The 23,272-nt window shown below is 74.7% G+C and carries 15 protein-coding genes; 6 read left to right on the forward strand and 9 right to left on the reverse strand.

What is annotated here, in order from left to right; translation table 11 throughout:
- Nucleotides 1-14 precede the first annotated feature (14 nt).
- The 3 genes from ACI8AF_RS08235 to ACI8AF_RS08245 are packed head-to-tail and all read left to right on the forward strand — an operon-like array spanning nt 15 to nt 4,206.
- Nucleotides 15-1,220, forward strand: coding sequence for a class I SAM-dependent methyltransferase (locus tag ACI8AF_RS08235; protein WP_456539199.1), 1,206 nt, complete (start codon nt 15-17; stop codon nt 1,218-1,220).
- The gene (locus ACI8AF_RS08240) at nt 1,221-2,054 is read left to right on the forward strand and encodes a rhamnan synthesis F family protein (protein WP_456539200.1); all 834 of its coding nucleotides are present in this window, start codon (nt 1,221-1,223) and stop codon (nt 2,052-2,054) included.
- Nucleotides 2,055-2,106: 52 nt separating this feature from the next.
- A complete protein-coding gene (locus tag ACI8AF_RS08245; protein WP_456539201.1) occupies nt 2,107-4,206 on the forward strand; it encodes a glycoside hydrolase family 99-like domain-containing protein in 2,100 nt (699 codons plus the stop codon).
- Here ACI8AF_RS08245 and ACI8AF_RS08250 read toward each other — a convergent pair.
- Nucleotides 4,199-5,182 carry a class I SAM-dependent methyltransferase gene (locus tag ACI8AF_RS08250; protein WP_456539202.1) on the reverse strand — a complete coding sequence of 328 codons (984 nt, stop codon included), beginning with the start codon at nt 5,180-5,182 and terminating at the stop codon, nt 4,199-4,201. The two genes, ACI8AF_RS08245 and ACI8AF_RS08250, sit on opposite strands and share 8 nt — an antisense overlap.
- 130 nt (nt 5,183-5,312) lie before the next feature.
- Here ACI8AF_RS08250 and ACI8AF_RS08255 point away from each other — a divergent pair, with 130 nt between their 5' ends.
- Nucleotides 5,313-6,179, forward strand: coding sequence for a class I SAM-dependent methyltransferase (locus ACI8AF_RS08255; protein ID WP_456539203.1), 867 nt, complete (start codon nt 5,313-5,315; stop codon nt 6,177-6,179).
- 30 nt (nt 6,180-6,209) lie between these two features.
- On the opposite strand, the gene ACI8AF_RS08260 is transcribed toward ACI8AF_RS08255, so the two are convergent.
- A complete protein-coding gene (locus tag ACI8AF_RS08260) occupies nt 6,210-7,517 on the reverse strand; it encodes a glycosyltransferase (RefSeq protein WP_456539204.1) in 1,308 nt (435 codons plus the stop codon).
- A 56-nt stretch (nt 7,518-7,573) separates the two neighbouring features.
- A complete protein-coding gene (locus ACI8AF_RS08265) occupies nt 7,574-10,570 on the reverse strand; it encodes a rhamnosyltransferase WsaF family glycosyltransferase (RefSeq protein ID WP_456539205.1) in 2,997 nt (998 codons plus the stop codon).
- Between the two features lie 137 nt (nt 10,571-10,707).
- Between ACI8AF_RS08265 and ACI8AF_RS08270 the strand changes: the two genes are divergently transcribed.
- Entirely contained in the window at nt 10,708-11,871 is a 1,164-nt protein-coding gene (locus ACI8AF_RS08270) for a glycosyltransferase family 4 protein (protein WP_456539206.1), read from the forward strand.
- Here the strand turns inward: ACI8AF_RS08270 and ACI8AF_RS08275 are convergent.
- Genes ACI8AF_RS08275 through ACI8AF_RS08285 form a run of 3 tightly spaced genes read right to left on the reverse strand, consistent with a single transcriptional unit; the run spans nt 11,858 to nt 17,550 of the window.
- Nucleotides 11,858-14,287: a hypothetical protein gene (locus ACI8AF_RS08275; RefSeq protein WP_456539207.1), complete on the reverse strand. Its 2,430-nt coding sequence runs from the start codon at nt 14,285-14,287 to the stop codon at nt 11,858-11,860. The two genes, ACI8AF_RS08270 and ACI8AF_RS08275, sit on opposite strands and share 14 nt — an antisense overlap.
- Nucleotides 14,284-14,802 carry a hypothetical protein gene (locus ACI8AF_RS08280; RefSeq protein ID WP_456539208.1) on the reverse strand — a complete coding sequence of 173 codons (519 nt, stop codon included), beginning with the start codon at nt 14,800-14,802 and terminating at the stop codon, nt 14,284-14,286. Before ACI8AF_RS08280 ends, ACI8AF_RS08275 begins: the two co-directional genes overlap by 4 nt.
- Before the next feature lie 30 nt (nt 14,803-14,832).
- Nucleotides 14,833-17,550, reverse strand: a complete 2,718-nt coding sequence (locus ACI8AF_RS08285) for an N-acetylmuramoyl-L-alanine amidase (protein ID WP_456539209.1) — start codon at nt 17,548-17,550, stop codon at nt 14,833-14,835.
- 308 nt (nt 17,551-17,858) lie between these two features.
- On the opposite strand from ACI8AF_RS08285, the gene ACI8AF_RS08290 reads away from it, so the two are divergent.
- Entirely contained in the window at nt 17,859-19,256 is a 1,398-nt protein-coding gene (locus ACI8AF_RS08290) for a hypothetical protein (RefSeq protein ID WP_456539210.1), read from the forward strand.
- A gap of 10 nt (nt 19,257-19,266) precedes the next feature.
- On the opposite strand, the gene ACI8AF_RS08295 is transcribed toward ACI8AF_RS08290, so the two are convergent.
- The 3 genes from ACI8AF_RS08295 to rfbB are packed head-to-tail and all read right to left on the reverse strand — an operon-like array spanning nt 19,267 to nt 23,157.
- Nucleotides 19,267-21,225 (reverse strand): hypothetical protein, encoded by a 1,959-nt coding sequence (locus tag ACI8AF_RS08295; protein ID WP_456539211.1) that lies wholly within the window; start codon nt 21,223-21,225, stop codon nt 19,267-19,269.
- A gap of 49 nt (nt 21,226-21,274) precedes the next feature.
- On the reverse strand, nt 21,275-22,165 hold the full coding sequence (gene rfbD, locus ACI8AF_RS08300) for a dTDP-4-dehydrorhamnose reductase (protein ID WP_456539212.1): 891 nt from the start codon (nt 22,163-22,165) through the stop codon (nt 21,275-21,277).
- On the reverse strand, nt 22,162-23,157 hold the full coding sequence (gene rfbB, locus ACI8AF_RS08305; RefSeq protein WP_456539213.1) for a dTDP-glucose 4,6-dehydratase: 996 nt from the start codon (nt 23,155-23,157) through the stop codon (nt 22,162-22,164). Before rfbB ends, rfbD begins: the two co-directional genes overlap by 4 nt.
- Nucleotides 23,158-23,272 lie beyond the last annotated feature (115 nt).

The raw sequence follows: 23,272 nt of genomic DNA on the forward strand, positions 1-23,272 counted from the left end.
GAAGGAGCACCACCTTGTTCAGCGCTGAATCCCTCGGCACGCTCCTGCACTCCTTGGCCACCGGGTTCCCCGACCGGGCCAAGAACATGGTGCTCACCAGCGAGGAGCTCACCGAGGAGGAGCGGGGCGTCCTGTGGGCGCCGCTCGCCGCCTCCGACGACCCCGCGGTCCAGGCCCGGGGTCTCGGCGACGTCATCCGCAAGGGCGGCACGAACGACTTCTTCGCGAACGAGTGCTACCGCACCGCGTTCTACCTCGGCGACGGCATCGCCGCCCTGCGCGACGACCCCCTGTTCTCCTACTTCAGCTCGCACCGCGCGGGCCGGGTGCTGGACAAGTGGGTCCACTACTTCCCGATCTACACCCGCCACTTCTCCCCCTACCGCGGCCGCCCGGTGCGGATCCTCGAGATCGGCATCTACCGCGGTGGCTCGCTGGACATGTGGGAGTGGTTCTTCGGCCCCCAGGTGACCCTCGTGGGGATCGACATCGACGAGGACGCGAAGGCCGCCTCCGACCCGCGGCACGTCGTGGAGATCGGCGACCAGACCGACGCGGAGTTCCTCCGTCGCGTCGCCGCGGAGCACGGGCCGTTCGACATCATCATCGACGACGGCGGCCACGAGATGGACCAGCAGATCACCACCGCCGAGACGCTGTTCCCGCTGCTGGCCGACGGCGGCGTCTTCCTCGTCGAGGACTGCCACACCTCGTACTGGGAGTCCTACCAGGGGGGCCGCAACCGCGCCGGCACCTTCATGGAGTGGGCCAAGCAGCGCCTCGACGACGTCAACGGCTTCCACCAGCCCGACCCGGTCGACCCCGTCTGGACCGGCCAGCTCGACGGCGTGCACGTCTACGACTCCGTCGTCGTGCTCGACAAGAAGACCCGGTTCGCGCCGTTCGCCGAGCAGGTCGGGCACGCGGAGTGGCTGATGTACCCGCGGTCGGCCGCGGGGATGTACTCCGAGCTGCTGGCCACCCGCGACGCCGCGCGCAACGAGCGCGACAAGCTGCGCGACCAGCTCGCGGCGCAGGACCACGAGAAGGACGAGGAGCTGCGGCTGCTGCGCGCCGAGGTGGCCCGGCTGCGCCCCCAGCACGCCCTGCTCAGCACCCGCCTGTCCCAGCTGAGGTCCGAGCTGGACGGCGCGCGCTCCGCCCTGCGCCGGGTCCGGCGCGGACGGGCCGGCTCGCTGCTGCGCAGGAGTGGCGACTGAATGCTCGGCTCCCTCCGTCGCCTCCCCCGGGTGGTCGACGTCGCCGCGCCGACGGCCGTGGAACGCTCCTCGCCGGTCCCCGCCGACGCCCGGCGCGTCGCGTTCCTGGCGCACTGGTCACCCGACGAGCGCCAGTCGCGGTCGGTGCAGACGCTGGTCGCCGAGCTGCAGCGGCTCGGCTACCGCGTGGTCGTCTGCTCGACCAGCGAGGCGCCGGGCGAGCTCGCCTTCACCGGCGAGCACGGGGTGCGGCTCGACGAGCTCACCGTGCTGCGCCGGCCGAACACCGGCTACGACTTCGGCTCCTGGGCGGTGGCCATGGCCGCGTACGAGGAGCTGCTGGCGCTGCCGTACGTGCTCGTCGTCAACGACAGCCTCGTGGGGCCGTTCGACCGGCTCGACCGGGTGGTGGCCGACTTCGAGGCGAGCACTGCCGACGTCTGGGGCATGGTGGAGTCCGACCAGTTCGGCAGCCACCTGCAGTCGTTCTTCCGGGGCTTCCGGTTCGGGGTGCTCACCGAGGCGCCGCTGCGGCGGTTCTGGCGCGACCTGCGCGTCATCCCCGACAAGACCGAGCTGATCATGCGCTACGAGTTCGGCTTCCGGGACTTCCTCGTCGAGCACGGGTACTCCAGCACGGCCTTCGTGCACCACAGCGAGGTGGTGACCGACGGGCTGAACCCCACGATCCACGCGTGGCGCGGTCTGCTCGAGGCGGGGGTCCCCTTCGTCAAGCGCGAGCTGCTGCGCCGGCCCGACCTGGCCGCTGACGGCGACCGCATCGCCGCGGTCGTCGCCGACCGGTACGGGACCGACATCTCCGAATGGACCTGACCGACCTCCCCGCGACGCCGTCTCCCCACGGCAACAGGAAGTGAACAGTCTCATGCTCGAAGGAACCCTGGTCCGCCGGACCGCCGGCAAGATCAAGCGGCGCGCCGCGCGGGAGCTCGCCGAACAGGGTGCGGCCCTCGTGGAGGCCCGTCGGCGCCTCCAGCCCCGACGCCGCATCTACGAGGTGATCGGCCGGGAGCTCCCGCTGGACTACGGCCGCCCGCTGCACGCACCGGCCACCTTCGACGAGTGGGTCGCCCGGGCGCACGAGGGCCGGCCGGTCCTCTACCCGCCGAGCTGGCGGACCCACGGCCGGCTGGTCGTGCCGGAGCCCGCCCGCATCGCGGTGCTGTTCCACGTCCACTTCCCCGAGCTGGTCGACGAGGTGCTCGACGAGCTCAAGCACGTGCCGGTCGACTTCGACCTGATCGTCACCAACTCCTCCGGGGTGGAGCTCGACATCCACCCGACCGGGTCGATGCGCAACGTCCGCGTGCTCCCCGTGGACAACCACGGCCGCGACATCTGGCCGACCGTCGCAGCGGTGAACAGCGGCGTGCTCGACCCGTACCTGCTGATCCTCAAGGTGCACACCAAGAAGAGCGCCTGGCGCGAGGCGCACGAGCTCACCGGCGACGGCGCGACCTGGCGCTCGGGGCTGCTGCAGCAGCTGCTCGGCGACCGCGACAACGTCGAGCGCATCCTCGCCGCCTTCCGCGCCGACCCCGACCTGGGCGTGGTCACCGCCGACGGCAGCGTGCTCGGCCCGGAGTTCTGGGGCGACAACCAGCGCAACGCGCGGCAGCTGGCCCGCCGCCTGGAGTTCACCCTCGACGACGACTCGCTCACCTTCGCCGCCGGCTCGATGTACTGGTGCCGCGGCATCGTGCTGCAGGGTCTGCGGGCGCTGCTCATGACCGAGGTCGACTTCGAGGCCGAGGCCGGGCAGGTCAACGGCACGACGGCGCACGCGGTCGAGCGGCTCATCGGCGTGCTCACCGCCGAGGCCGACCTGCGGACGGTGGAGCGCTCCGCGCTGCCGGCGTCGGTCGACCCCGCCGGGCACGAGGTCTACGACGGCCGCCCGCTGCGGCCGCGCGTGCGGTTCGTGCCGTTCTACCTCCCCCAGTTCCACCGCACGCCGGAGAACGACGAGTGGTGGGGCCGCGGCTTCACCGAGTGGACCAACGTCACCTCCACCCGGCCGGTCTTCCACGGGCACGCCCAGCCGCTGCTGCCCAGCGACCTCGGCTTCTACGACCTGAACTCCGACGACGTCCGCCGGGAGCAGGCCGAGCTGGCGCGCTCCGCCGGTGTCGAGGGCTTCATGTACTACTATTACTGGTTCGCCGGGCGCCGGCTGCTGAACAAGCCGATCGAGAAGCTGCTGGCCGGCGACCTGGACTTCCCGTTCTGCCTGATGTGGGCCAACGAGAACTGGACGCGCCGCTGGGACGGCAACTCCCAGGACATCCTGCTCGCCCAGGACTACGAGCACGTGCCCGCCGAGAACTTCATCGAGGACGTCGCGGAGTTCCTCGCCGACCCGCGGTACATGACGATCGACGGCCGCAAGGTCCTCGCCGTCTACCGCCCGGCGCAGATGCCGGACTTCCCCGCGGTCGCGCGCCGCTGGCGCGAGATCGCCCGGCAGCGCGGCATCGGGGAGCTGTTCCTCATGTCGGTCAACGTGGGGCAGAGCATGCAGGGGCTGGACTCCGCCGCGGAGCACGGCCTCGACGGCTCCCTGGACTTCCCGCCGCACAACATGCTGTGGAAGGGCATCGACCGCGTGCACCTGCGCGTGCGCGACGACTTCCACGGCAACGCGATGAGCTACCCCGCGATGGCCGACGACGCGGCGCTGCGGGCGGCCCGGAACACCGACCCCGACCACTTCCCGGGAGCGATGGTCAACTTCGACAACACCGCCCGGCGCCAGCTCAGCAGCGACTTCTGGTACGGCTCCAACCCGTACGTCTTCCACCGCTGGGTCAAGGCGCTCGCCCACGCCGTGAGCGCCCGGGAGCGCGACCGGCGGGTGGTGTTCCTCAACGCCTGGAACGAGTGGGCGGAGGCCGCCGTGCTCGAGCCGACCGACCGGTACGGCCGCAGCTACCTCCTGGCCCTGCGGGACGTCGCCTTCAGCTGACCGGCGCCGTGGTGCGCCGGCGCAGCCGGCGCACCACGGCCCGGGCCGGGAACGGCAGCCGGGCGCCCACGCGGTGGGCCTGCCGCGCGGCGACGTGCCGCACGCGACGCAGCGGCCGCCGCCACGGCGGCGCGCCGGTGCGCACGAGCACCGCCAGCGCCTGGGGGAACAGCTCGCCGCTCGGCCGCCAGTGCACCAGCTGGAGGCCCGCGTCCCCCCACACGCGCTCCACGCACCGGCGGGACGCCGCCGCCCACCCGTAGTAGTCGCTGGTCCGCACGCCGCCCCCACCGGTGGCGCCGAAGACGACCCGGTCGGCGGCGAAGGCCGCGCGGGCGGCGTCGACGTCGGGGAAGACCTCCGCCATCCGCTCGGCGAACGGGTCGGCGTCGCCGGCGGTCACCGCGGCCCGGGCGCCGGCCACGAGGTCGAGGAAGTCCCCGCCGAGGACCGTGATCGCCACCGCGCCGCCGGGGCGGACCAGCCGCGCCAGCTCACGGGCCCACGCCGCGTGAGCGGGCTCGGAGAGGTGGGAGAACACGCTGAACGCGACGGCCACGTCCATGGAGCCGTCGGCGAGCACGGTCGGCGGCGACGGGGAGACCGTCATCGCGTTGATGCCGGGCAGCGTGCTGTTCACCAGGGCGGTCATGTCGGGGTCGACGTCGACGGCGAAGAGCCGCTGCGGCGCGACCCGGGTGAGCAGGACCCGGCTGATCCGTCCCCAGCCGCTGCCGAGGTCGAGGACGCGGGAGGCGGCCAGCCCGGGGTGGCCGAGGCGGCCGAGCTCCTCCTCGACGGCGCCGACGAACGCGTCGGCCTCGGCGTAGGCGGCCTCGGCCGAGAGCCCGACGAAGCTCACCTGGACCGACTCCGGGGGGTTCGGCGGCGCCTCCTTCGCCACGTCGACGACGGCCGGCAACGCGTCGAGCGTCGGACCACCCGCCAGGTGCACCGCCCAGGGAGTTCCCGTCACCCCCGCACCCTCTCTCGCCGCCGACTCACGAGCCACTCATCCTGCACAGCCGTCACACGGTTCACCCGGCCGGGCGACGGGCCCGGCACTTCGGCATACCGTGCACGAGAACCTGCAACGGGGGGTACCCATGACGCACACCGTGGAGGAAGCCCAGGAGGCGACCTCGTCCGGCACCGAGCAGCGGACGCCGGTCTTCGAGAACGAGGGCTACTGCGCCTGCTGCCGCAACCGGACCACCTTCGTCGCCCACGACGAGTGGCTGCGGGACTTCTACGTCTGCACGTCGTGCGGCTCGGTCCCGCGGCAGCGCCACCTGCAGACGGTCCTCGACGAGACCGTGTCGGGCTGGGACGACCTGGAGATCCACGAGTCGTCGCCGTCCAACGACTACCTGGCCCGCTGGGCGTCGCGGTACTCGACCTCGCAGTACTTCCCGGAGGTGCCGCGCGGCGAGTACGTGGACGGGGTGCGCAGCGAGGACCTCGAGGCGCTGACCCTGCCCGACGAGTCCGTCGACCTGTTCATCACGCAGGACGTCCTCGAGCACGTCTTCCACCCCGACCGGGCCGTGCGCGAGATCGACCGCGTCCTGCGCCCGGGCGGTGCGCACGTCTTCACGGCGCCCAAGCACGCCGACCTGGCCGTGAGCCGGCGGCGGGCCCGCATCGACGACGACGGCCGGGTGCAGCACGACCTCCCGCCGGAGTACCACGGCAACCCGATCGGCGACAACAAGGCGCTGGTGACGTGGGACTACGGCTCCGACTTCGAGCGGCTGCTCAGCGAGTGGTCCGGGCGCGCGGTCGTCACGCACCACCGGGTCGACCGGGCCCGCGGCCTGGACGCCGCGTTCAACGAGGTCTTCGTCGTCCGCAAGCCGGGCACGCTCACGCCGCCGGCCCCGCCGCGGACGGTGGGCGGGCGCGAGGCCCTGGGCGCGCTGCGGACCGCCGCCGTCCGCCGGCTGCGCCTGCCCGGCCGCCCCAGGGGCTGAACCGGGCGCGCCAGGGGCTGGGCCGGGCCGTCAGCGGCGGCGCGGCAGTCGGTTGCGGACGCGCTCGGCGAGGAGACGCGCACCGCCCTCGCGCCAGGCCGCGCGCAGCCGGTCCCACGGCCACCCGCCGCTCCCGGACAGCCCGAGCTGCCGCCGGTCCACCCGGTCGAGGACCAGGTCGGGGGCGCGCCGGGGGGCGGCGCAGAAGTCGGCCAGCGGCCGGGCCACGCGGTCCCAGGACAGCTCCCGGCCCAGGGCGGCCGAGGCGTCGGCCGCCCGGGCCCGCCAGCCCGCGTCGCCGGCCACCGTCGCGAGCGCGGCGGTCAGTGCGTCGAGGTCCCCGGCCGGCACCGTCGTCCCCGCGCCCCGCTCGGCGACCCGGTCGGCCAGGTCGTCGCCGCCGGTGCTGAGCACCGGCAGCCGGCACCAGAAGTAGTCGAGCAGCCGGGTGCGGAAGGCGAACTCGGTCTCCACGTGCGCGTGGTGGGTGCTCACGCCCACGTCGGCGGCGGCCAGCCACCGCCCGCGCTCGTCGTAGGGGACCCAGTCCTCGTGGAAGAACACCGCACGACCGAGGGTGCCGGTCGCCTCGGCGGCCTCCAGCGCGGCCGCGTGCGCCGAGCGGACGCCGGCGACGGGGTGCCGCGTGCCCAGGAACACCAGCCGCAGCCGCGGGACGTCGGGCAGGACCCGGGCGACCGCGCGGACCAGCAGCGCGGGGTCGAACCACTCGTAGAGCCCGCCGCCCCAGATCAGCACCACGTCGTCCGCCCCGATCTCCGGGAACGCCTCGGTGAGGACGGTCCGGTCCCGGGCGGGCACGGGCGCGGCGGGGGTGCCGAAGGGCACGACGGCCAGCAGCGCGGAGAGGTCGGGGGCCCGGTCGTAGGTCAGCGGGTTGACCCGGCCCAGCGCGGCCAGGTGGCCGAGCCACAGCGCCCGCTGCCGCGGCGAGGCGCACAGCACCAGGTCGGCGCGGGCCAGCTGCGTGTTGAGCGAGCGCACGCAGTCGCGCACCACGGCCCGGCGCACGGGCTCCCCCAGCGGGCGGGCCTGCTCGAGCTGCTCGAGGTGGTACGGGTCGTAGGCGTCGACGACGAGCGGGACGTCCTCGTCGGCCAGCCAGGGGTGCAGGCCGAGCACGTCGCCCTGGATCACGACGACCGCCGCCGCCGCGACCAGCCGCCGCAGCGCGCCCTCGTCGCCGGCCGCCGTCAGCCGCAGGCCGGCCTGCGTCCGGTCGACCGCGGCCAGCGACCCCACGGTGACCGGTCCCCCGCGGCCGTCCCGGGCCAGCGCCGCCCCGAGCTCCACCGCGCGGATCCCCGGGCCGGCCATCCGCGGTCCGAGCGGTTGCGGTGTCACGAGCACCACGCCGGACCGCTCGACCGACGTCACGGCCGGGCGCCCTCGGGGTCGCAGAGCCAGCCGTGGATGCCCGACAGCGCGGCGTCCCAGTCGGCGTGCCGGGCGGCGATGTCGGCCAGGCCCTGGTCGGCCAGCCGCCGCCGCAGGACGGCGTCGCGGCAGAGCCGCTCGAGGCTGTCGGCCAGGCTGTCGATCGTCCGGCGGGCCAGGAGGCCGTTCTCGCCGTCGCGGAGCAGCCAGTGGCCCCAGGGGTTGTCGAAGGCGACCACCGGCACGCCGCAGGCCATGAGCTCCAGCGGCAGGTAGGAGGGGTGCCGGGAGACGGTCAGGCCGAGGCCGACGTCGCTGGACCGGTAGAGGTCCCCGGTCGCGCGGTAGTCGAGCAGGCCGAGGTGCTCCATGACGTCGTCGGTGCCCGTCCCGATCGCGCGCGCCCCGGCGGTGACGATCCGCACGCCGTCGCCCATGCGGCGCTTGAGCTCGGCCAGGGCGCCCGAGGCGAGCTCCCAGCAGTTGCGCCAGTGCCCGGGCCGCGCGTAGACGAAGACGGTGACCGGGTCGTCCGGCGCGCGCTCGGGCCGGCCGTGCGCGTGGAACACCGAGGTGTCCACGGCCGGGGTGAACGCCATGGCGCGGCCCCCGTACTCGTCCTCGTACACCCGCCGCAGGTTGTCGGTGTTGCAGATGCCGTAGAAGCCGAGCCGGTAGCTCTCCTCGGCCAGGGCGTACTGGGTGCCGGCCGGGTAGAACATCGGCTCGTAGTCCTGCACGAGGTAGAAGCGCCGGTCGACGCCCGGTGCGTGCGCGAGCGCGTAGGCCGTGGTCCACAGGGTCGCGATGCCGGCGTCGGCCGGGGGGACGGCGCGGAGGTCGAGCGACTCGTCGTGGAAGACGATCGGCGACCGCCCCAGCGAGGGGAAGGCGGCGGCGAGCGCCGAGCGGAAGAACTCCTCGTTGGGCGCACCCCACACGACGAAGCGGTTCTCCACGCCGTGCCGGCGGGCGAGCAGGTCGGCGATGCGCAGACCGGTGTTGATGCCGCCGTAGAACGGGCTGTCGATGTCGGGCAGGAACCAGTTCACCGTGCGGACCGGCGACGGCGCGGCGACCCGGCGGTGGTCCTCGCGGATGCGGGCGACGTCGGCGTCGGTCACCCGGCACATGTCGGCCAGCCGGCGGGTCTCGTCGGCGTCGCTGCGCTGCCGGTAGGCGGTGAGGTCGCGGCCGATCACCCGGCCCACCCGGTCGGGGGCGCTCGGCTCCGTGCGGGCGCGCAGCGCGGGCCGGCGGCTGCGCAGCGACAGGTTGGGGTTCCAGTACGGGTCGCCGCCGAACAGCCAGGGGTTGTAGCGCCAGTAGCTGGCGAAGTAGTCGCCCCGCGGGACGTCGGTGCCGCGGGTGGCCGACTCGAGGTGGCGGACCTCCGCGTGCGGGGAGCAGATGTTGCGCCGGCCGGCCAGGACCGCGCTCAACCCGAGGGCCACGTCCGACCCGGTGAGCTGAAAGCGCTCGTCGAAGCCGCCGAGCTCCTCGAACAGCGACCGGCGGACGGCGCAGCAGGCGCCGGTCACGGCGAGCACGTCGCGGAGCCGGTCGCTGGGCCCGTAGACGCTGTCGCTGCCCGGGGGCATGCCGGCGAAGACGTGGTCGGCGAAGCCCGACATGCCGAGCACGACCCCGGCGTGCTGGATCTCGCCGTCGGGTCCGGTCAGCTGCAGCCCGACGACGCCGGACTCCGGCTGCACCGCCCAGCCGACCAGCTCGCGCAGCCACGACGGGTCGCGGACCTCGGTGTCGTCGTTGAGGAAGACCAGCACCTCACCGCTGCCCCGGGCGGCGGCGGCGTTGTTGACGGCGGAGTAGTTGAACGGCCGGTCCCACCAGAGCACCTCGACGGGCACCGGCAGGTCGAGGTCGGCGTACCACCGCTCGTGCTCCGGCGTCCGCGCGCCGTTGTCGACGACCACGATCTCGAGGTCGGGGTAGTCGCTGGCCGCCACCGACGGCAGCGCCACCGACAGCATGGCCTCGTCGTGCCGCGACGGGACCACGACGGTGACGCGGGGCCAGTCGGGCAGCTCCCACACGACGCGGACACCCCCCGAGCGGCCGGCCGCGGCGCGGCCGGGCAGGCCGTGCCGGTCGAGGTGCCGCTGGACGGTGGCGACCGCCTCGGCCGGGGGGACGACGGTGCGCTCCGGCACGCTGCTGAGCACGCGGGGCACCCGGGTGACCCGCCCGGCCGGGAGGTCGGCGCGCAGCAGCAGGTCCCACGTCGCCGCCGGGGCGTCCGGGTCGGGCAGCCCGCCGGCGCGCACGACCGACGACGCCCGCATCGCGAACGCGCGGCCGACGTAGTCCTCGCCGAGCAGCAGCTCCGGCGACCACGACGGCCGGAACCGGGGGCCGTGGTGCCGGCGCCCGGAGACGACGTCGTCGTCCCAGGTGACGAGCTCGACCTGCGGCGAGCGCCGCACGGCCGAGGCGACGGAGAAGACGCAGTCGGGCTCCAGCCGGTCCCCCGGGCGCAGCACCAGCGTCGCCGCCCGGCCCGCCTCGGCCAGCCAGGCCCGCACGCCCTCCTCGTCGGTCCACACGTCGACCCGCGCGTCGGTGCCGGCCACCGCCGCCGGCACGAGGGCCCGCCAGCGCGGCGACGACTGCTCGGCCAGGCTCGCCACGGTCCCCGCCAGGTCGCCGGGGCCGCGGAGCACGAGCACGCGGACGTCGGTCCCGCCGGCGACCTCGTCGGCCCGCGCGCGCTGCGCGGCCAGCTCGGCCGCGGAGGGCCGGTGCGCCAGCCGCCACACCGGGTACGGCGCGGCGGGCACCTCCGCGACGCCCGGCGCGGCCCAGTGCCGGCGGATGGACGTCACCGTCTCACCCAGGTCGGCCAGCGTGTCCCGGGCGGCCGTGGCGACCGCGCGGCGCCGGCCGCCCTCCGGCATCCGGGCGAGCGCCGCACGGCGCAGGCGGTCGCGCCAGCCGGCCCCGTCCTCAGCAGCTGGGGGGGCACTGGTCACGGTGCGGACTCCTCCGACGTCGTGCCGGACCGGGGCGGTGGTGGCCGCGCCCCGTCCCGGGCAGGTGCGCCGCTGCCGGTACCGTCGACGTCCGGTCGGGTGCAGCGGACGGTTCGGGATCAACCTACCCGTCCCTGGTGGCGCGCCCGACCCGAGGAGCGGAGGCCGCACTGCGCATCGCCATGGACGTGACCCCGCTGCTGGGCACTCCCACCGGCATCGGGCGGTACGTCCGCTCCCTGCTGGCCGCGCTGGCCGCCGAGCAGGGCCCCGACGCCCCGGCCGAGCTGCGCGGGGTGGCCGTCACCGTGCGCGGGCGCGCCGGGCTGGCCCCGCTGCTGCCGCCGGGCGTGCGGGTCACCGGGCCGCCCGTGCCGGCCCGGGCGCTGCAGTGGCTGTGGTCGCGGGCGGAGCTGCCGCCGGTCTCCGCGCTGGCCGGGCGGGTCGACCTCTTCCACGGCACGAACTTCGTGCTGCCGCCGACCGGCCGCGCCGCCGGGGTCGTCACCGTCCACGACCTGTCGTTCCTGCGGACGCCGCAGACGGTGACGCGGGCGTCGCTGGCCTACCGGGAGCTGGTCCCGCGCAGCGTGCGCCGGGCCGGCGTCGTCTGCGTGCCCAGCGCGGCGGTGGCCGGCGAGGTGCGCGACGCCTACGGCCTGCCGGAGGACCGCGTGGCGGTCACCCCGCTGGGCGTCGACCCGGCCTGGTCCGACGCCGCGCCGCCCGGCGCCGAGCGGCGACGGCGGCTCGGCCTCCCGGAGGAGTACCTCGTCTTCAGCGGGTCGCTCGAGCCGCGCAAGAACCTGCCCCTCCTCCTGCAGGCGCACCGCCGGCTCTGCGCCGAGCACGCGGACTGGCCGGCGCTGGTCCTCATGGGCCCGCCCGGCTGGGGCCCCGACCTCGACCTCGGCGGCCTGCCCGACGGCGCCGTCGTCCTGACCGGGTACCTGGCCGACGACGACCTCCGCAGCGTCGTGGCCGGTGCCCGGGCGCTGGTCTACCCGTCCCTGTACGAGGGGTTCGGGCTGCCGCCGCTGGAGGCCTTCGCCTGCGGCGTCCCCGTGATCGCCTCCGACCTGGCGGTCACCCGGGAGGTCGTGGGGGACGATCCCGGGCTGGCCCGCCTGGTCCCGCCGGGCGACCTGGAGGGACTGGTCGAGGCGCTGCGCGACCAGCTCCACGGCACCGAGGACCCCGGCCTGGCCGGCCGCCGGCGCCGCCGGGCCGCCCGGTTCACCTGGGCGGCCACGGCGGTGCGGACGACGGAGGCCTACCGGCGGGCGCTCACGGCACGGTGACCGCTCGGCAGCCAAGCTGCGGGTTGATGTCCGGCACGCCCTGGTTGATGCCGTAGGTGCACACGGTGTGCCGCCCCGGGGACAGGATGAAGTAGCCCGTGTAGCCGTGGGCGGGTCCCACACCCGGGAACGCCGCGGCGACGTCCGGCCGGTCCTCCCCCGCGTGCAGGTAACCCGCGAGGCGGCCGTCCACGTAGAAGTGGGTCATGACCGGCGCCGTCGGCGCGTCGGGTTCGACCACCCACCCGGTCGCCCGCACGATGCCCGCCTCCACGGACACCTGGTCCAGCTGACCGAACGGCCGCGACTGGCCGGCCGCGACCTGCACGGCGTAGCAGCCGAGCCCGGGGGTGCCGTTCCCGCCGAGCACGTTGACCGCGTAGGCGCAGATGGTGTGCCGGCCGGCGGCCACCGGCACCGTCGCGGTGAACCCGTGCGCGGGCCCGGTCGCCGGGAACGCCGCGCCGATGTCCGGGCGGTCGCCCGACGCCGTCACGGTCGCCGCGAGCCGGCCGTCCACGAGGACGTGCACGTCGATCGGCGCGCTCGTGTCCGGATCGAGCGCCCAGCCCTGCACGCGCGCCTGGAAGGAGGAGACGACCGCCTCGTCGAGGTGCCCGATCGGGGGCACGCCCACGTTGACGTCCCGGCAGCCGAGCAGCGGGTCGGTGCTGCCCTGCCCGACGTTCACCGCGTACACGCAGAACTGGTGGGTCCCGGGGGCCAGGGGCACCGTGAAGGAGTAGCCGTGCCGTGGCCCGCTCTCGGGGTAGTTCGCCGCGACGTCGGGCCGCTGGTCGCCCGCCGTCCGCCGGACCACCTCCACGCCGTCGACGACGGCCTTGACGTCGATCGGCGAGCGCGTCTCGGGGTCCAGCGCCCAGCCGGTGACGGTCACCGACGTCGGACCGCTGGTCACCTCGTCGACCGTGCCGATCGGGTCCACGCGCAGGTGGAGGGAGCGGCAGCCCAGCGACGGGTTCACGGCGGGCGTGGGGACGTTGATGGCGAAGAGGCAGATCTGGTTGTCGCCGGGCTGGAGGAAGGCGCGGATGCTGAACCCGTGCCGGTCGCCGGCGCCGGGGTAGGCGGCCGCCACGTCGGGGCGCGAGAGCCCGGCCGTCCCGTACCCGCCGAGCTGGCCGTTGACGTAGGCGTGCACGTCGATGGGCCCGGTGGTGTCGGGGTCCAGCGTCCAGCCGGTCAGCACGGCCTGACCCTCGTCGATGAAGGCCTGCTCGATGTTGCCCAGGGGCAGGTGGCCGGTGTCGACCTCCAGGCACCCGATCGACGGGTTGACCGCCGGGTAGCCGACGTTGATCGCGAACGCGCAGACGGTGTGCCGGCCCTGGGGGACCGTCAGCGGCAGGGAGAACCCGTGGCGTTCCCCGTACGAGGGCAGGTAGGCGCCGATGTCCGGCCGGGGCACGTCGGCGGTCACCGCGCCGGCCCACCCGCCGTCGACGTAGACGTGCACCGAGATCGGCGCCGTCGTGTCGGGGTCCACCGCCCAGCCGAGCACCTCGATGCGGTCGCCGCTCGCGGCGGTGACGGAGTCCAGGTGGCCGATGGGCTGCCACGGGGACTCGCCCGGGCTGTAGGTGGAGCCGAACCAGTCGGTGAAGTAGAGCCAGAAGTTCCGGTTGCCGTAGGCCGAGCAGGCGTCACCCGTGCCGTACCCCGCCGCCAGGGCCGCGGCGTTGGGCCGGTAGGGCGTGTAGATGTACAGCCCGGCGGTGGCCTGGTTCTGGATGTAGACCTGGCTGGAGCCGCAGGCGGTGTTCGGGTTCCAGAGGATCGTGTTCGTGCGCCCGGCCCGGTAGCCGAACGACGCCGGGGTGGCGGCGTAGCGCTGGAACTGCCGGGCGGCGCTGTAGACCTGGTTCTGGAAGCCGTTGTAGGCGGGGTCGCAGGGAGCCGTGTCCGGGCAGGCGAAGCCCATGGCCTCGCGGTAGCGCCGGGCGTAGAGCCGGTCGCCGCTGATCGTGACCAGGCCCTGCTCCTTCTGCAGGATGACCAGCAGGGCCTTGGGGCTGATGTTGCAGGAGAGCCCCACCTTGGCGATGATCGCCGCCGCCGTCTCCTGGGGCGCCGCGGCGTACCCGGCGCAGAAGGAGTCGGCCGGCCGGTCGGTGGTGTCCTGCCGGTAGTTCTTCAGGCACGGTGTGCCGTCGCTGCCGGGGCGGCAGTTCGCGCCCTTGACGTCGAGGAAGTTCTGGATCTCGGCGGCGGTCATGGCGTCGCCGTCGAAGAACACCGAGTCGCTGACGATGTGGCCGGGGTTGAACTGGCTGATGTCGGCCGCCGGCGCGAGCCCGCCCGGGGGCGGCGGCACGGTGTGGTCGGCGAGGCCCAGCGTGAGCAGCAGCGCCAGGGCCACGCCGATCCGGACGAGGGAGAGCAGGCGGTCGCTCACTGCTCGGGCACCTCGAGGTCGAAGGCGTCGGTGGCGCCGCTGGCGGTGGCCGACCGGTAGGACAGGACGGCGCTCCACGTGCCGGGGGTGAGGTCCCCGCCCGCGACCGTGACGCTGCCGCACCACGTGGACCTGCCGTCGGACTCCGCCGCCGCCTGGCCGGTGACGGTCGTCCGCTCACGGGTGAGGGTCAGCTCGCAGGTGCCGCCGGACTCGACGAGCCCGGGGACCAGGCCCGCGGCCTCGGCCACCTGCGCGTCGTCGTCCCAGCCGGAGTAGGTGACGACGACCTCGAGCGGCACCCCCGAGGGGACCTCGGGCACCGGCGCGTCGGTGACGACGGGCGCTCCCGGCGGCGGCTCGGTGACCACGGTGGGCGCGGCCGTCGACGAGCCGGCCGCGGCCTCCGCCCCGTCGTCGCCGCCCCGGCCCGCGACCAGCCCCGCGACCACGGCGGCGGCCACGAGGACCACCCCGAGGAGGAGCAGCGGGAGTCGGCGTGCAGGCCTGGCCATGGAGAGCCCTTCGAGGTGCTGGTGGAGCGGTCAGATGGTCACGCCGAGGCAGCCGAGGAACGTGTCGTTCCTCCCCATCCCGACGTTGGTGGCGTAGGCGCAGACGATGTGCGAGCCCGCGGTGAGGCCGAGCGCCCGCGTGAAGCCGTGCGCCGTCCCCGCCGCGGCCGGGAGGACGGCGGCCAGGTCGGGGCGGTTGTTGGCGACCGTGAACTGACCGACGGTCGCCCCGTCGACGACGATGCGCACCGGGCTCGAGCTCGGCCCCGCGTCGGGGTCCCACAGCCAGCCGGACACGTTGACGTGCCCCGCCCCGACCACGGTCGCCGCGTCGAGGTGACCGATCGGCTCCCACGCCTGGTCGGCGATCGTCCCGGTCGCGCAGCCGAGCAGGGAGTTCGCCGTCCCGCTCCCGGTGTTCACCCCGAACGCGCAGATGGTGTGCCGCCCGGGGCCGAGGTCGCGGGACAGGGTGAAGCCGTGCTGGGCGCCGGCGCCCGGGAAGGCCACCCCGACGTCGGGCCGGGAGGTGCCGGCGGTCGTCTGCCAGGCGAGGCTGCCGTTGAGGAAGAACGCCACGGCCACCGGGGAGGTGGGCGAGCTGGGGTCGTACGCCCAGCCGTCGAGCGCGACGCCGCGCCCGCTGAACCGCGCGCCGTCGAGGTGGCCCACGGGGTTGAACGACGCCGTGTCCACGACCGTGGTCGCGCAGTTGAGCAGCGGGTTCCCCGTGCCCTGGCCGACGTTGATCGCGTAGACGCAGACGCGGTAGGAGCCCGGTGCGGTCACGGTCGACTGCCACGACCAGCCGTGCGCGGACCCGGCGCCGGGGTACGCCGCCGCGATGTCGTCGCGCCGGCCGTCGGCGGTCAGCGCCTGGGCGAAGGCCCCGTTCACGTAGACGTGGACCTGCAGGGACGTGGCGAGGGAGTCGGGGTCGACCGCCCACCCGGACGCGCGCAGGGTGGCCCCCTGGACGGCGACCCCCTCGACGTTGCCGATCGGGGTCGTGGTGGGTGCCCGCGGTACCGAGAACACCTGGCACCGGATCCAGTTGTTGGCCCCGTTCGCCCCGTTGTTCACGAAGACGACGCAGACGGTGCGCTGGCCCGACGCCAGCTGCAGCTGGCCCGAGAAGCCGTGCGCGGACCCCGCCTGGGGGTAGGCGGCGCCGACGTCCGGACGGCTCCGGTCACCGGTGAGCTGGAGCGCCCAGTCGCCGTCCACCGAGATGCCGACACCGACCGGCGCGGTCGGCTGGTCGGGGTCGAAGGCCCAGCCGGTCACCTCGACCGACCGGCCGACGAGGGCGAACTTCTCCAGGTTCCCGCTCGGGCTGCCGCTGATCGCCCTGTACCGGGCGGCAACCATGTCGCGGAGCTGGCCCATGCGGTTGTACGCCGCCTGCCCCGGGCAGGTCGTGCTGCCCACGTCGCGGTGGGCGAAGATCGCCGGCAGCGTCACCACGGTCCCGGCGGCGTACTTCGCCGTCCCGCCGCCGCCGGAGGTGAGCTGCGTGGTGCCGTAGGGGCTGACGCCGTAGAGGGCCAGCTTCCACGCCATGACGGAGGCCACCGACTCGAGCACCGCCTGGGGGGGCTCGGTGGCGGTGTAGTCGCCGAGCATCGAGACCCCGAACGTCCCGGTGTTGAAGCCACCGGCGTGCGCGCCGACCACGGTGGAGCTGAGGCCGCCGAAGCGACCCTCGAAGATCCGGCCGAACTTGTCGACGATCACGTTGTAGCCGATGTCGCCCCAGCCGCGCGTCACCGTGTGGTACGCGTAGATCGAGCGGAGCATCCCCGGCACGTCCCCCGCCGAGTAGGTGTTGCGGTCGGCGGTGTGGTGCAGCGTGGCCGCCTTGAGCGCGGGGGCGTACTCGGGGTCCCAGGTGCGGATCGACTCGTCGGCGCCCCACTGCGCCCGCGTGAAGACGTACGGCTGGGTGCCGTCGGCGTGCGCCTCGCCCGGCGCCCCGGAGGTGACGGGCAGGGCGTCGGCGGGGCTGTCCCCCGGGTCGACCAGCGCCACGCGCACGTCGCGCGGCACCACACCGCCGGCCCCCTGGACGATGACCTCGATGCCGTGCGCCTCGCCGGTCCAGTACGGCGCCGTCCCGCCCCGGACCGCCTCGCTCTCCGTGGCGTCCGAGGCGGTCTGCTCGATGTCGTCGGCCTGCAGGGTGGTCCACTCGCCCCAGTCGCCGTCGCGGTCGCGCACCCGGATCTGGGTGACCACGTCGGTGACGTCGTCCTGCTGCCAGGTGATGCCCACGGTCGAGAACTCGTCGGTGTCGGGCTGCGACACCGTCAGGGCCGGGACGCCGGCGAGCTCCTCACCCGAGCTGACGACGTCGGGGTCGGTCGCGGGCGCGGGCTCGGTCGTCGGCGCGGGCTCCGTGGTCGGCGCGGGCTCGGTCGTCGGCGCCGGCTCGGTGGTCGGCGCGGACTCCGTGGTCGTCGGCGCCGGCTCCGTGGTCGGCGCGGCCTCGGTCGTCGGTGCCGGTTCCGTGGTGGGCGCGGGGGGCGACGCGGTCGCCTCGGCCTCGTCCACGCCGTCCGGCTGGGCCTGCCCGTCGTCCACGACGACGGCGTCGCCCTCGGGGTCGGTCACCGAGCCCAGCTCGACGGTCTCGATCGACGCCGCGACGGGGCGTGGCTCCGGGACGGGGGCCGCGTACACCGGGAGGATCAGCAGGGTGGCGGTGACCGCCAGGAAGGCGGTGAGGCCGGCGGCGATGCGGCGCACGGGTGAGGGTCCTCCGGTGAGCTGGGGCGACGGTCCGCCCGCGCACCTGCACCGCCATCCCTGCGCAGCCAGGAGCAGTCGAGGACGGATTGTGAGCAAGGCGGGACGCGCTGTGATCGCAGGCTACGGCTGGTGCCCGTGACGAAAGGGGACGACCCGCCGACCGGTGGGCAGAAAGCTGCCGGACGACCCCTCCCCCGGGCCGGTGCCGGTCCGGCCTCGCCCACAATCGACGGCGACCACGGCCGCGCACCCGCACGCCGGGACGGTCAGCAGGCGGGCGAGACCGGGGACACGAGGGGATCGGCATGATCGGCGACGACGTCGGACCGCTCGGCGCGGCGGCGCGGCGGACGGCGGAGGACCGGGCGGGCCTCGACGCCGACGGCGACCGCTCGTCGCGGTCCCGGGCCTCGCGGGTCGGGCCCGCCCTGGTCGTCCTGCTGGGCGTCGTCCTGGTGGGCCTGCACATCCACTCGTACCGCCCGCTGTCGCAGTACGACGAGGCCCAGCACGTCGACTACGTCCTCCACCTGCTGGACGGCCACGTGCCCGCCTCGGGCGACCTGTGGCTCCCGGCCACCACCCAGGCCGTGGCGTGCCGGACGATCGACTCGCCGTGGGACTACCCGCCGTGCGACCGGCCCGACCGCGGTGTCATGCCCAACTACGGGCTGACCACCGAGTTCATCCAGCCGCCGCTCTACTACGTCGTCCCCGCCGCCGGGCTGTGGGCCGCGACGCACCTCCTGCCCGGGGACGTCGACCCCGTCGACGCCATGCGCGCGACCAGCGCGCTGTGGCTGGTCCTGGGTCTCGTCCTGCTGTGGCTGCTGTTCGCCGACCTGGGGGTGCCCCGGCTCGTCCGGGCGGGGATCTCGCTGGCGCTGATCGCCGCCCCGGCGTTCCTCCTGGCGCACAGCACCGTCACCAACGACGCCGCCGCGTTCGCCGCCGGCGCGGCCGTCACCCTCGCCACCCTGCGCTGGTCGGCGGGGCGCCTGCCGATGTGGGCGCCCCTCGGCCTCGCCGCGGTGGCCCTGGTGCTCAAGGTGACCAACGTCGCGGTGCTGCTGCTGGCCTGCGCCTTCGTCCTGGTCCGGGCGGTGCAGCGGTCCGACCGCGCGCGGCAGAGGTGGCGCAGCGCGCTCACCCCGCGCCTCTGGGTCTTCGTCGGGGTGAGCGCGGCCGCGACCTTCCTGGTCTCCCTCGGGTGGTCCGCCGTGCAGAGCTCGCGGGCGACGCTCGACCAGATGGAGATCGTCCAGAACCTGGTCCTGCGCGAGGACTCCTTCGACCCGTCCTGGCTCGTGTCGGCGCTGCCGTCGCTGCTCTCCCCGCTCGACCCGTCGTGGCTGCAGGCCTCGGTGCGGGGTGGGGTCGGCACCGCGGTCGCCCACGTGGTGAACGCCGGCCTGCTCCTGCTGGCCCTCGTCGGCGCGGTGCGGTCGCGGCCCGGCTCGGTCGTCCGGGCGCTGGCGATCGCGACCGCGGGCGCGGCGCTCGTCTTCGGCCCGCTGATGGTCGTGGGCAACTACGCGTCGCTGCAGATCTGGTTCGACATCCCGGCGCGCTACGGGCTGTCGCTGGTGCCCGCCCTGGCGGTCGTCGGCGGGACCGCCGTCCGTGGCCGCTGGGCCGGGATCGCGCTGCTCGTGGTGGGCGCCGGGCTGTACCTCGCCGTCGCGGTGCGCCTGCTCGGGTGACCGGGAGGGGCTACCGGCAGCTCACCCGGGCCCCGGGGCGGCCGTAGCGGTCGAGCAGCCGGCACCCCGGTCCCCCGTCGTCGCGCACGGCGACGCGGGCCACCTCGACGTCCTCGACGCAGAGGGATCCCGACGCCGTCGCCACCAGCTCGCGGACGTCGGTGTCCTCCAGGGGCACGACCCGGGTGTGCTCCCCCGCGGGCAGGTGGACCTGCTGGAACCCGACCTGACGACGGCGGTCGGGATCGGTGACGATCGAGAGGGCGCCGTCGTCCTCGGACCGGTAGCTGACCACCAGGTACGACGGTGCCCGGACGCGCGAGACGTCGGTCTGCACGCGGACGCCGGTGGGCTGCAGGTCCCGCCCCGGGCGGCACGCCCCGCTGGAGGTCTCGGTGCGCCCGGGCACCGGCACCAGCACCGCCGGTCGCACCTCCCCCGTGTCGTCGATGACGACCGGGCGCGGCCCGAGGTCCTGGAACCGGAAGCCCCGGACCACCAGGTCCAGGATCCGGTCCTGCCGGCCGAACGACTGGCTCCAGGCCGTGGTCAGCGCCGGGTGGACCGACAGGGGGATCAGCGTGACGTCGGGATCGGACCACTCGGCCGCGTTCGCGCGCACCGCGTCGAAGTACGCGCGGGCCTCCGTCGTGTCCGCCCACTGCCGGGAGAGGTAGGCGTCGTCGGTGACCACGAGGTACGCGGCGAGCAGGACCGCCCCCAGCGCGGTCCACGCACGACGCGCGCGCCCGCCCACCGGACCGCCCGCGCGTGCCCTCGCCAGGCGGGGGCCCCGCAGGTGCACGAGGGCGATGACCGCCGGGACGGTCACGTAGACGGCGTTGTGCAACCGCTCCGCGTTCTCGACCACGGAGTCCGCGGTGAGGATCGGGCTGGCCTTCAGGAAGCCGTAGTAGAGGAGGAACACGGCCGCGCAGAAGAGCACCGGACCCGCGTTGCCCCGCCGGACGCGGGCGACGACGGCGCCGACGGCCACCGCGAGCACGACGACGGCCACCTGGACCAGCAGGGCCGGCGGACCGGCGAGCGGCAGGTTGGCCAGCGACGGCAGGACGTAGCCGGTCAGGGCCAGCAGCATGGTGCGGCCCGTGGTGGCCCAGGAGGGACTCGTCGTGTCGTCGAGCACGACCAGCAGCTGCAGGGCGACCGCGATCACCGCCGCCGCGGCGACGAGCCAGCCGATCGGCCAGCGCAGCGCCCACAGCCGGGCGAACCGCTCCCGCCACGGCAGGTCGCGCCAGAGCAGCAGCACGTCGACGAGCACGAGCAGCGGGAGGGCGAAGACCGGCCGCTCCTGGGTCAGCTGGCCGAGGACGAAGAGGACCAGCGCGGCGACGTGCCAGCGGCGCCGGCCGGTCCGGATCCCGCGCACGTGCGCGGCGCACACCGCCAGGGTCACCGCGATCGCCGGCAGGATGTGCATGCTGGCGTCGAGCCAGATCGCGCTCTCGGACACGCTCACCGAGAGCCCGATCAGCAGCAGGGCGACCAGCCTGCGCCGCGCCGACAGCCCCAGCTCGGCCATCAGCCAGAGACAGGCGACGAGCACGGCCGCGTAGTTCACCGCCATGAACGCCATGCCGCTGAGCGGCGAGAGCTCGCCGAAGCGGTAGACGACCAGGTGCCCGAAGCGGTTGTAGGGGCCGAAGTGCTGGAAGACGTTCAGCGACAGGGTCTCCCAGGACAGGCCGTGGTCACGGGCCGCCAGGAACTGCAGGAAGTCGTCGTTGCCGTAGTAGAAGCGCCGCCACAGCAGCGCCAGCTGGGTGGCGGTGAGCCCGGCGACGAGCCCGATCCAGCCGACGGCGGCCAGCCGCCGTCGGCCCCGGGGAGCGCCGTCGGGTACCGGCCCGTCGGGTGCGGCTCCGACGTCCGGGCGCCGCGCGGTGCGGGTCAGCTTCCCCTCGCCTTCCGGCCGCGGCGGGCCTGTCGGCGCCCATCCTCCCACGTCGCCGCGGCGAGCAGCCGGGAGCGCGACGCCCCGCAGGAAGCCGCGCTCAGGACCGGCGGGGGAAGCCCTCGCGCATCGCCTCGTGCAGCGCCCCGCGCCAGGCACGCGGCGCCGGCAGGCCCGCGGCGGTCCACGCGCCGAGGTCGAGCACCGAGTAGGCGGGCCGCGGCGCCGGACGCGGGAAGGCGTCGGTCGTCGTCGGCAGCACCCGCCGGGGGTCGGCGCCGAGCTCCTCGAAGACCGCCTGCGCCAGCCCGTGCCAGCTGACCGCGCCGTCGTTGGTGTAGTGCAGCACCGCCGGCGCCGGGTCCGCCCGCTCGCCGAGCGCGACGAGACCGGCGGCGAGGTCGGCGGACCAGGTCGGCGAGCCGACCTGGTCGGTGACCACCGACACCGTCTCGCGGGACCCCTCGAGCCCGGCCATGGTGCGCACGAAGTTGCCGCCGTGCCGGCCGTACACCCAGGCGGTGCGCACCACGGTGGCGTCGCCGCCGGCAGCGCGCACCGCCGCCTCCCCCGCCGCCTTGGTGCGCCCGTAGGCGGACCGGGGTGCGACCGGCGCGTCGACCGGGTAGGGCACGGTGGCGGTGCCGTCGAACACGTAGTCGGTGGACACGTGCACCAGCCGCCCGCGGCCGGCCAGCTCCTCGGCCAGCCAGCCGGGCGCCTCGCCGTTGACCAGCCGGGCGGTGCCCTCGTCCTCCTCGGCGGCGTCGACCGCGGTGTAGGCCGCGGCGTTGACCAGCACCGGACGGGCGCCGGCCGGCACGCCGGCCAGCCAGTCCTGCACCGCCGTCCGGACCGCCTTCTCGTCGGTCAGGTCGAGCTCCGCCCGGCCCAGCCCGGTGACGCGGTCGCCCGCGCGGCCGGCGAGCACCTCCAGCAGGTCGGTGCCGAGCTGCCCCCGCGCGCCGGTGACCAGCCAGTCGACCGTCATCGGACGGCGGTCGCGGCGGCCGCCTTGAGCGGCTCCCACCAGGCGCGGTTGTCGCGGTACCACTGCACGGTCAGGGCCAGCCCGTCCTCGAAGGTCATCCGGGGCGCGTAGCCGAGTTCGGCCGTCTTCGAGTAGTCGACGCTGTAGCGCAGGTCGTGGCCGCCGCCGCGCGGGTCGACGATGTTCTCGACGTAGCTCCAGTCGCGGCCGGTGGCCTCGAGCAGCTTCTCGGTGAGCTCCTTGTTCGACAGCTCCCGGCCGCCGCCGATGTTGTAGTACTCGCCCGGCCGGCCCTTCTCGACCACGAGCTGGATGCCCCGGCAGTGGTCGTCGACGAACAGCCAGTCGCGCACGTTGGCGCCCTCGCCGTACAGCGGGACCTTCTCGCCGTCGAGCAGGTTGGTGACGAACAGCGGGATGACCTTCTCGGGGAAGTGGTACGGCCCGTAGTTGTTGCTGCACCGGGTGATCGAGATGTTCAGCCCGTAGGTCTTGGCGTACGCCCGGGCGATGAGGTCGCTGCCGGCCTTGGCGGCGGAGTACGGCGAGTTCGGCTCGAGGATGTGGTCCTCGGTCCAGGAGCCCTCGTCGATCGAGCCGTAGACCTCGTCGGTGGAGACGTGCACCACCCGGCCGACGCGGTGCCGCAGCGAGGCCTCGAAGACCTGCTGCGCGCCCAGGACGTTGGTCAGGACGAAGTCGGCGGCGCCGTGGATCGAGCGGTCCACGTGCGACTCGGCGGCGAAGTTCACGACGACGTCGTGACCCGGGAGAGCCGCGTCGAGGTCGGCCTGGCTGCAGATGTCGCCCTGGACGAACCGGTACCGGGGGTCGTCCGCCACCGGGGCGAGGTTGGCGAGGTTGCCGGCGTAGGTGAGCTTGTCGAAGACGGTCACCTCGGCGTCCTCGAAGCCCGGGTAGCCACCGCTGAGCATCGTGCGTACGTAGTGGGAGCCGATGAAACCGGCGCCGCCGGTCACGAAGATGCGCATGACGCCAGGGTTCCTCCGGATCGGGCCGTCCGCACGCATGCCGGGGGATGCGCGTGGTCCGTGTGGTGAACGGGGTCCAAGTGTTCCAGAGGGCGGCGTCGATCACCGCCCGGCA

The sequence above is a fragment of the Blastococcus sp. SYSU D00669 genome (assembly GCF_054050715.1).

Bases quoted from the DNA above. Each gene is read 5' to 3' on its own strand.
- ACI8AF_RS08290 (WP_456539210.1), top strand. From the start codon at position 17,859: ATGATCGGCGACGACGTCGGACCGCTCGGCGCGGCGGCGCGGCGGACG.
- ACI8AF_RS08240 (WP_456539200.1), top strand. From the start codon at position 1,221: ATGCTCGGCTCCCTCCGTCGCCTCCCCCGGGTGGTCGACGTCGCCGCG.
- ACI8AF_RS08280 (WP_456539208.1), bottom strand. From the start codon at position 14,802: ATGGCCAGGCCTGCACGCCGACTCCCGCTGCTCCTCCTCGGGGTGGTC.
- rfbB (WP_456539213.1), bottom strand. From the start codon at position 23,157: ATGCGCATCTTCGTGACCGGCGGCGCCGGTTTCATCGGCTCCCACTAC.
- ACI8AF_RS08245 (WP_456539201.1), top strand. From the start codon at position 2,107: ATGCTCGAAGGAACCCTGGTCCGCCGGACCGCCGGCAAGATCAAGCGG.
- ACI8AF_RS08260 (WP_456539204.1), bottom strand. From the start codon at position 7,517: ATGGCCGGCCCGGGGATCCGCGCGGTGGAGCTCGGGGCGGCGCTGGCC.
- ACI8AF_RS08255 (WP_456539203.1), top strand. From the start codon at position 5,313: ATGACGCACACCGTGGAGGAAGCCCAGGAGGCGACCTCGTCCGGCACC.
- rfbD (WP_456539212.1), bottom strand. From the start codon at position 22,165: ATGACGGTCGACTGGCTGGTCACCGGCGCGCGGGGGCAGCTCGGCACC.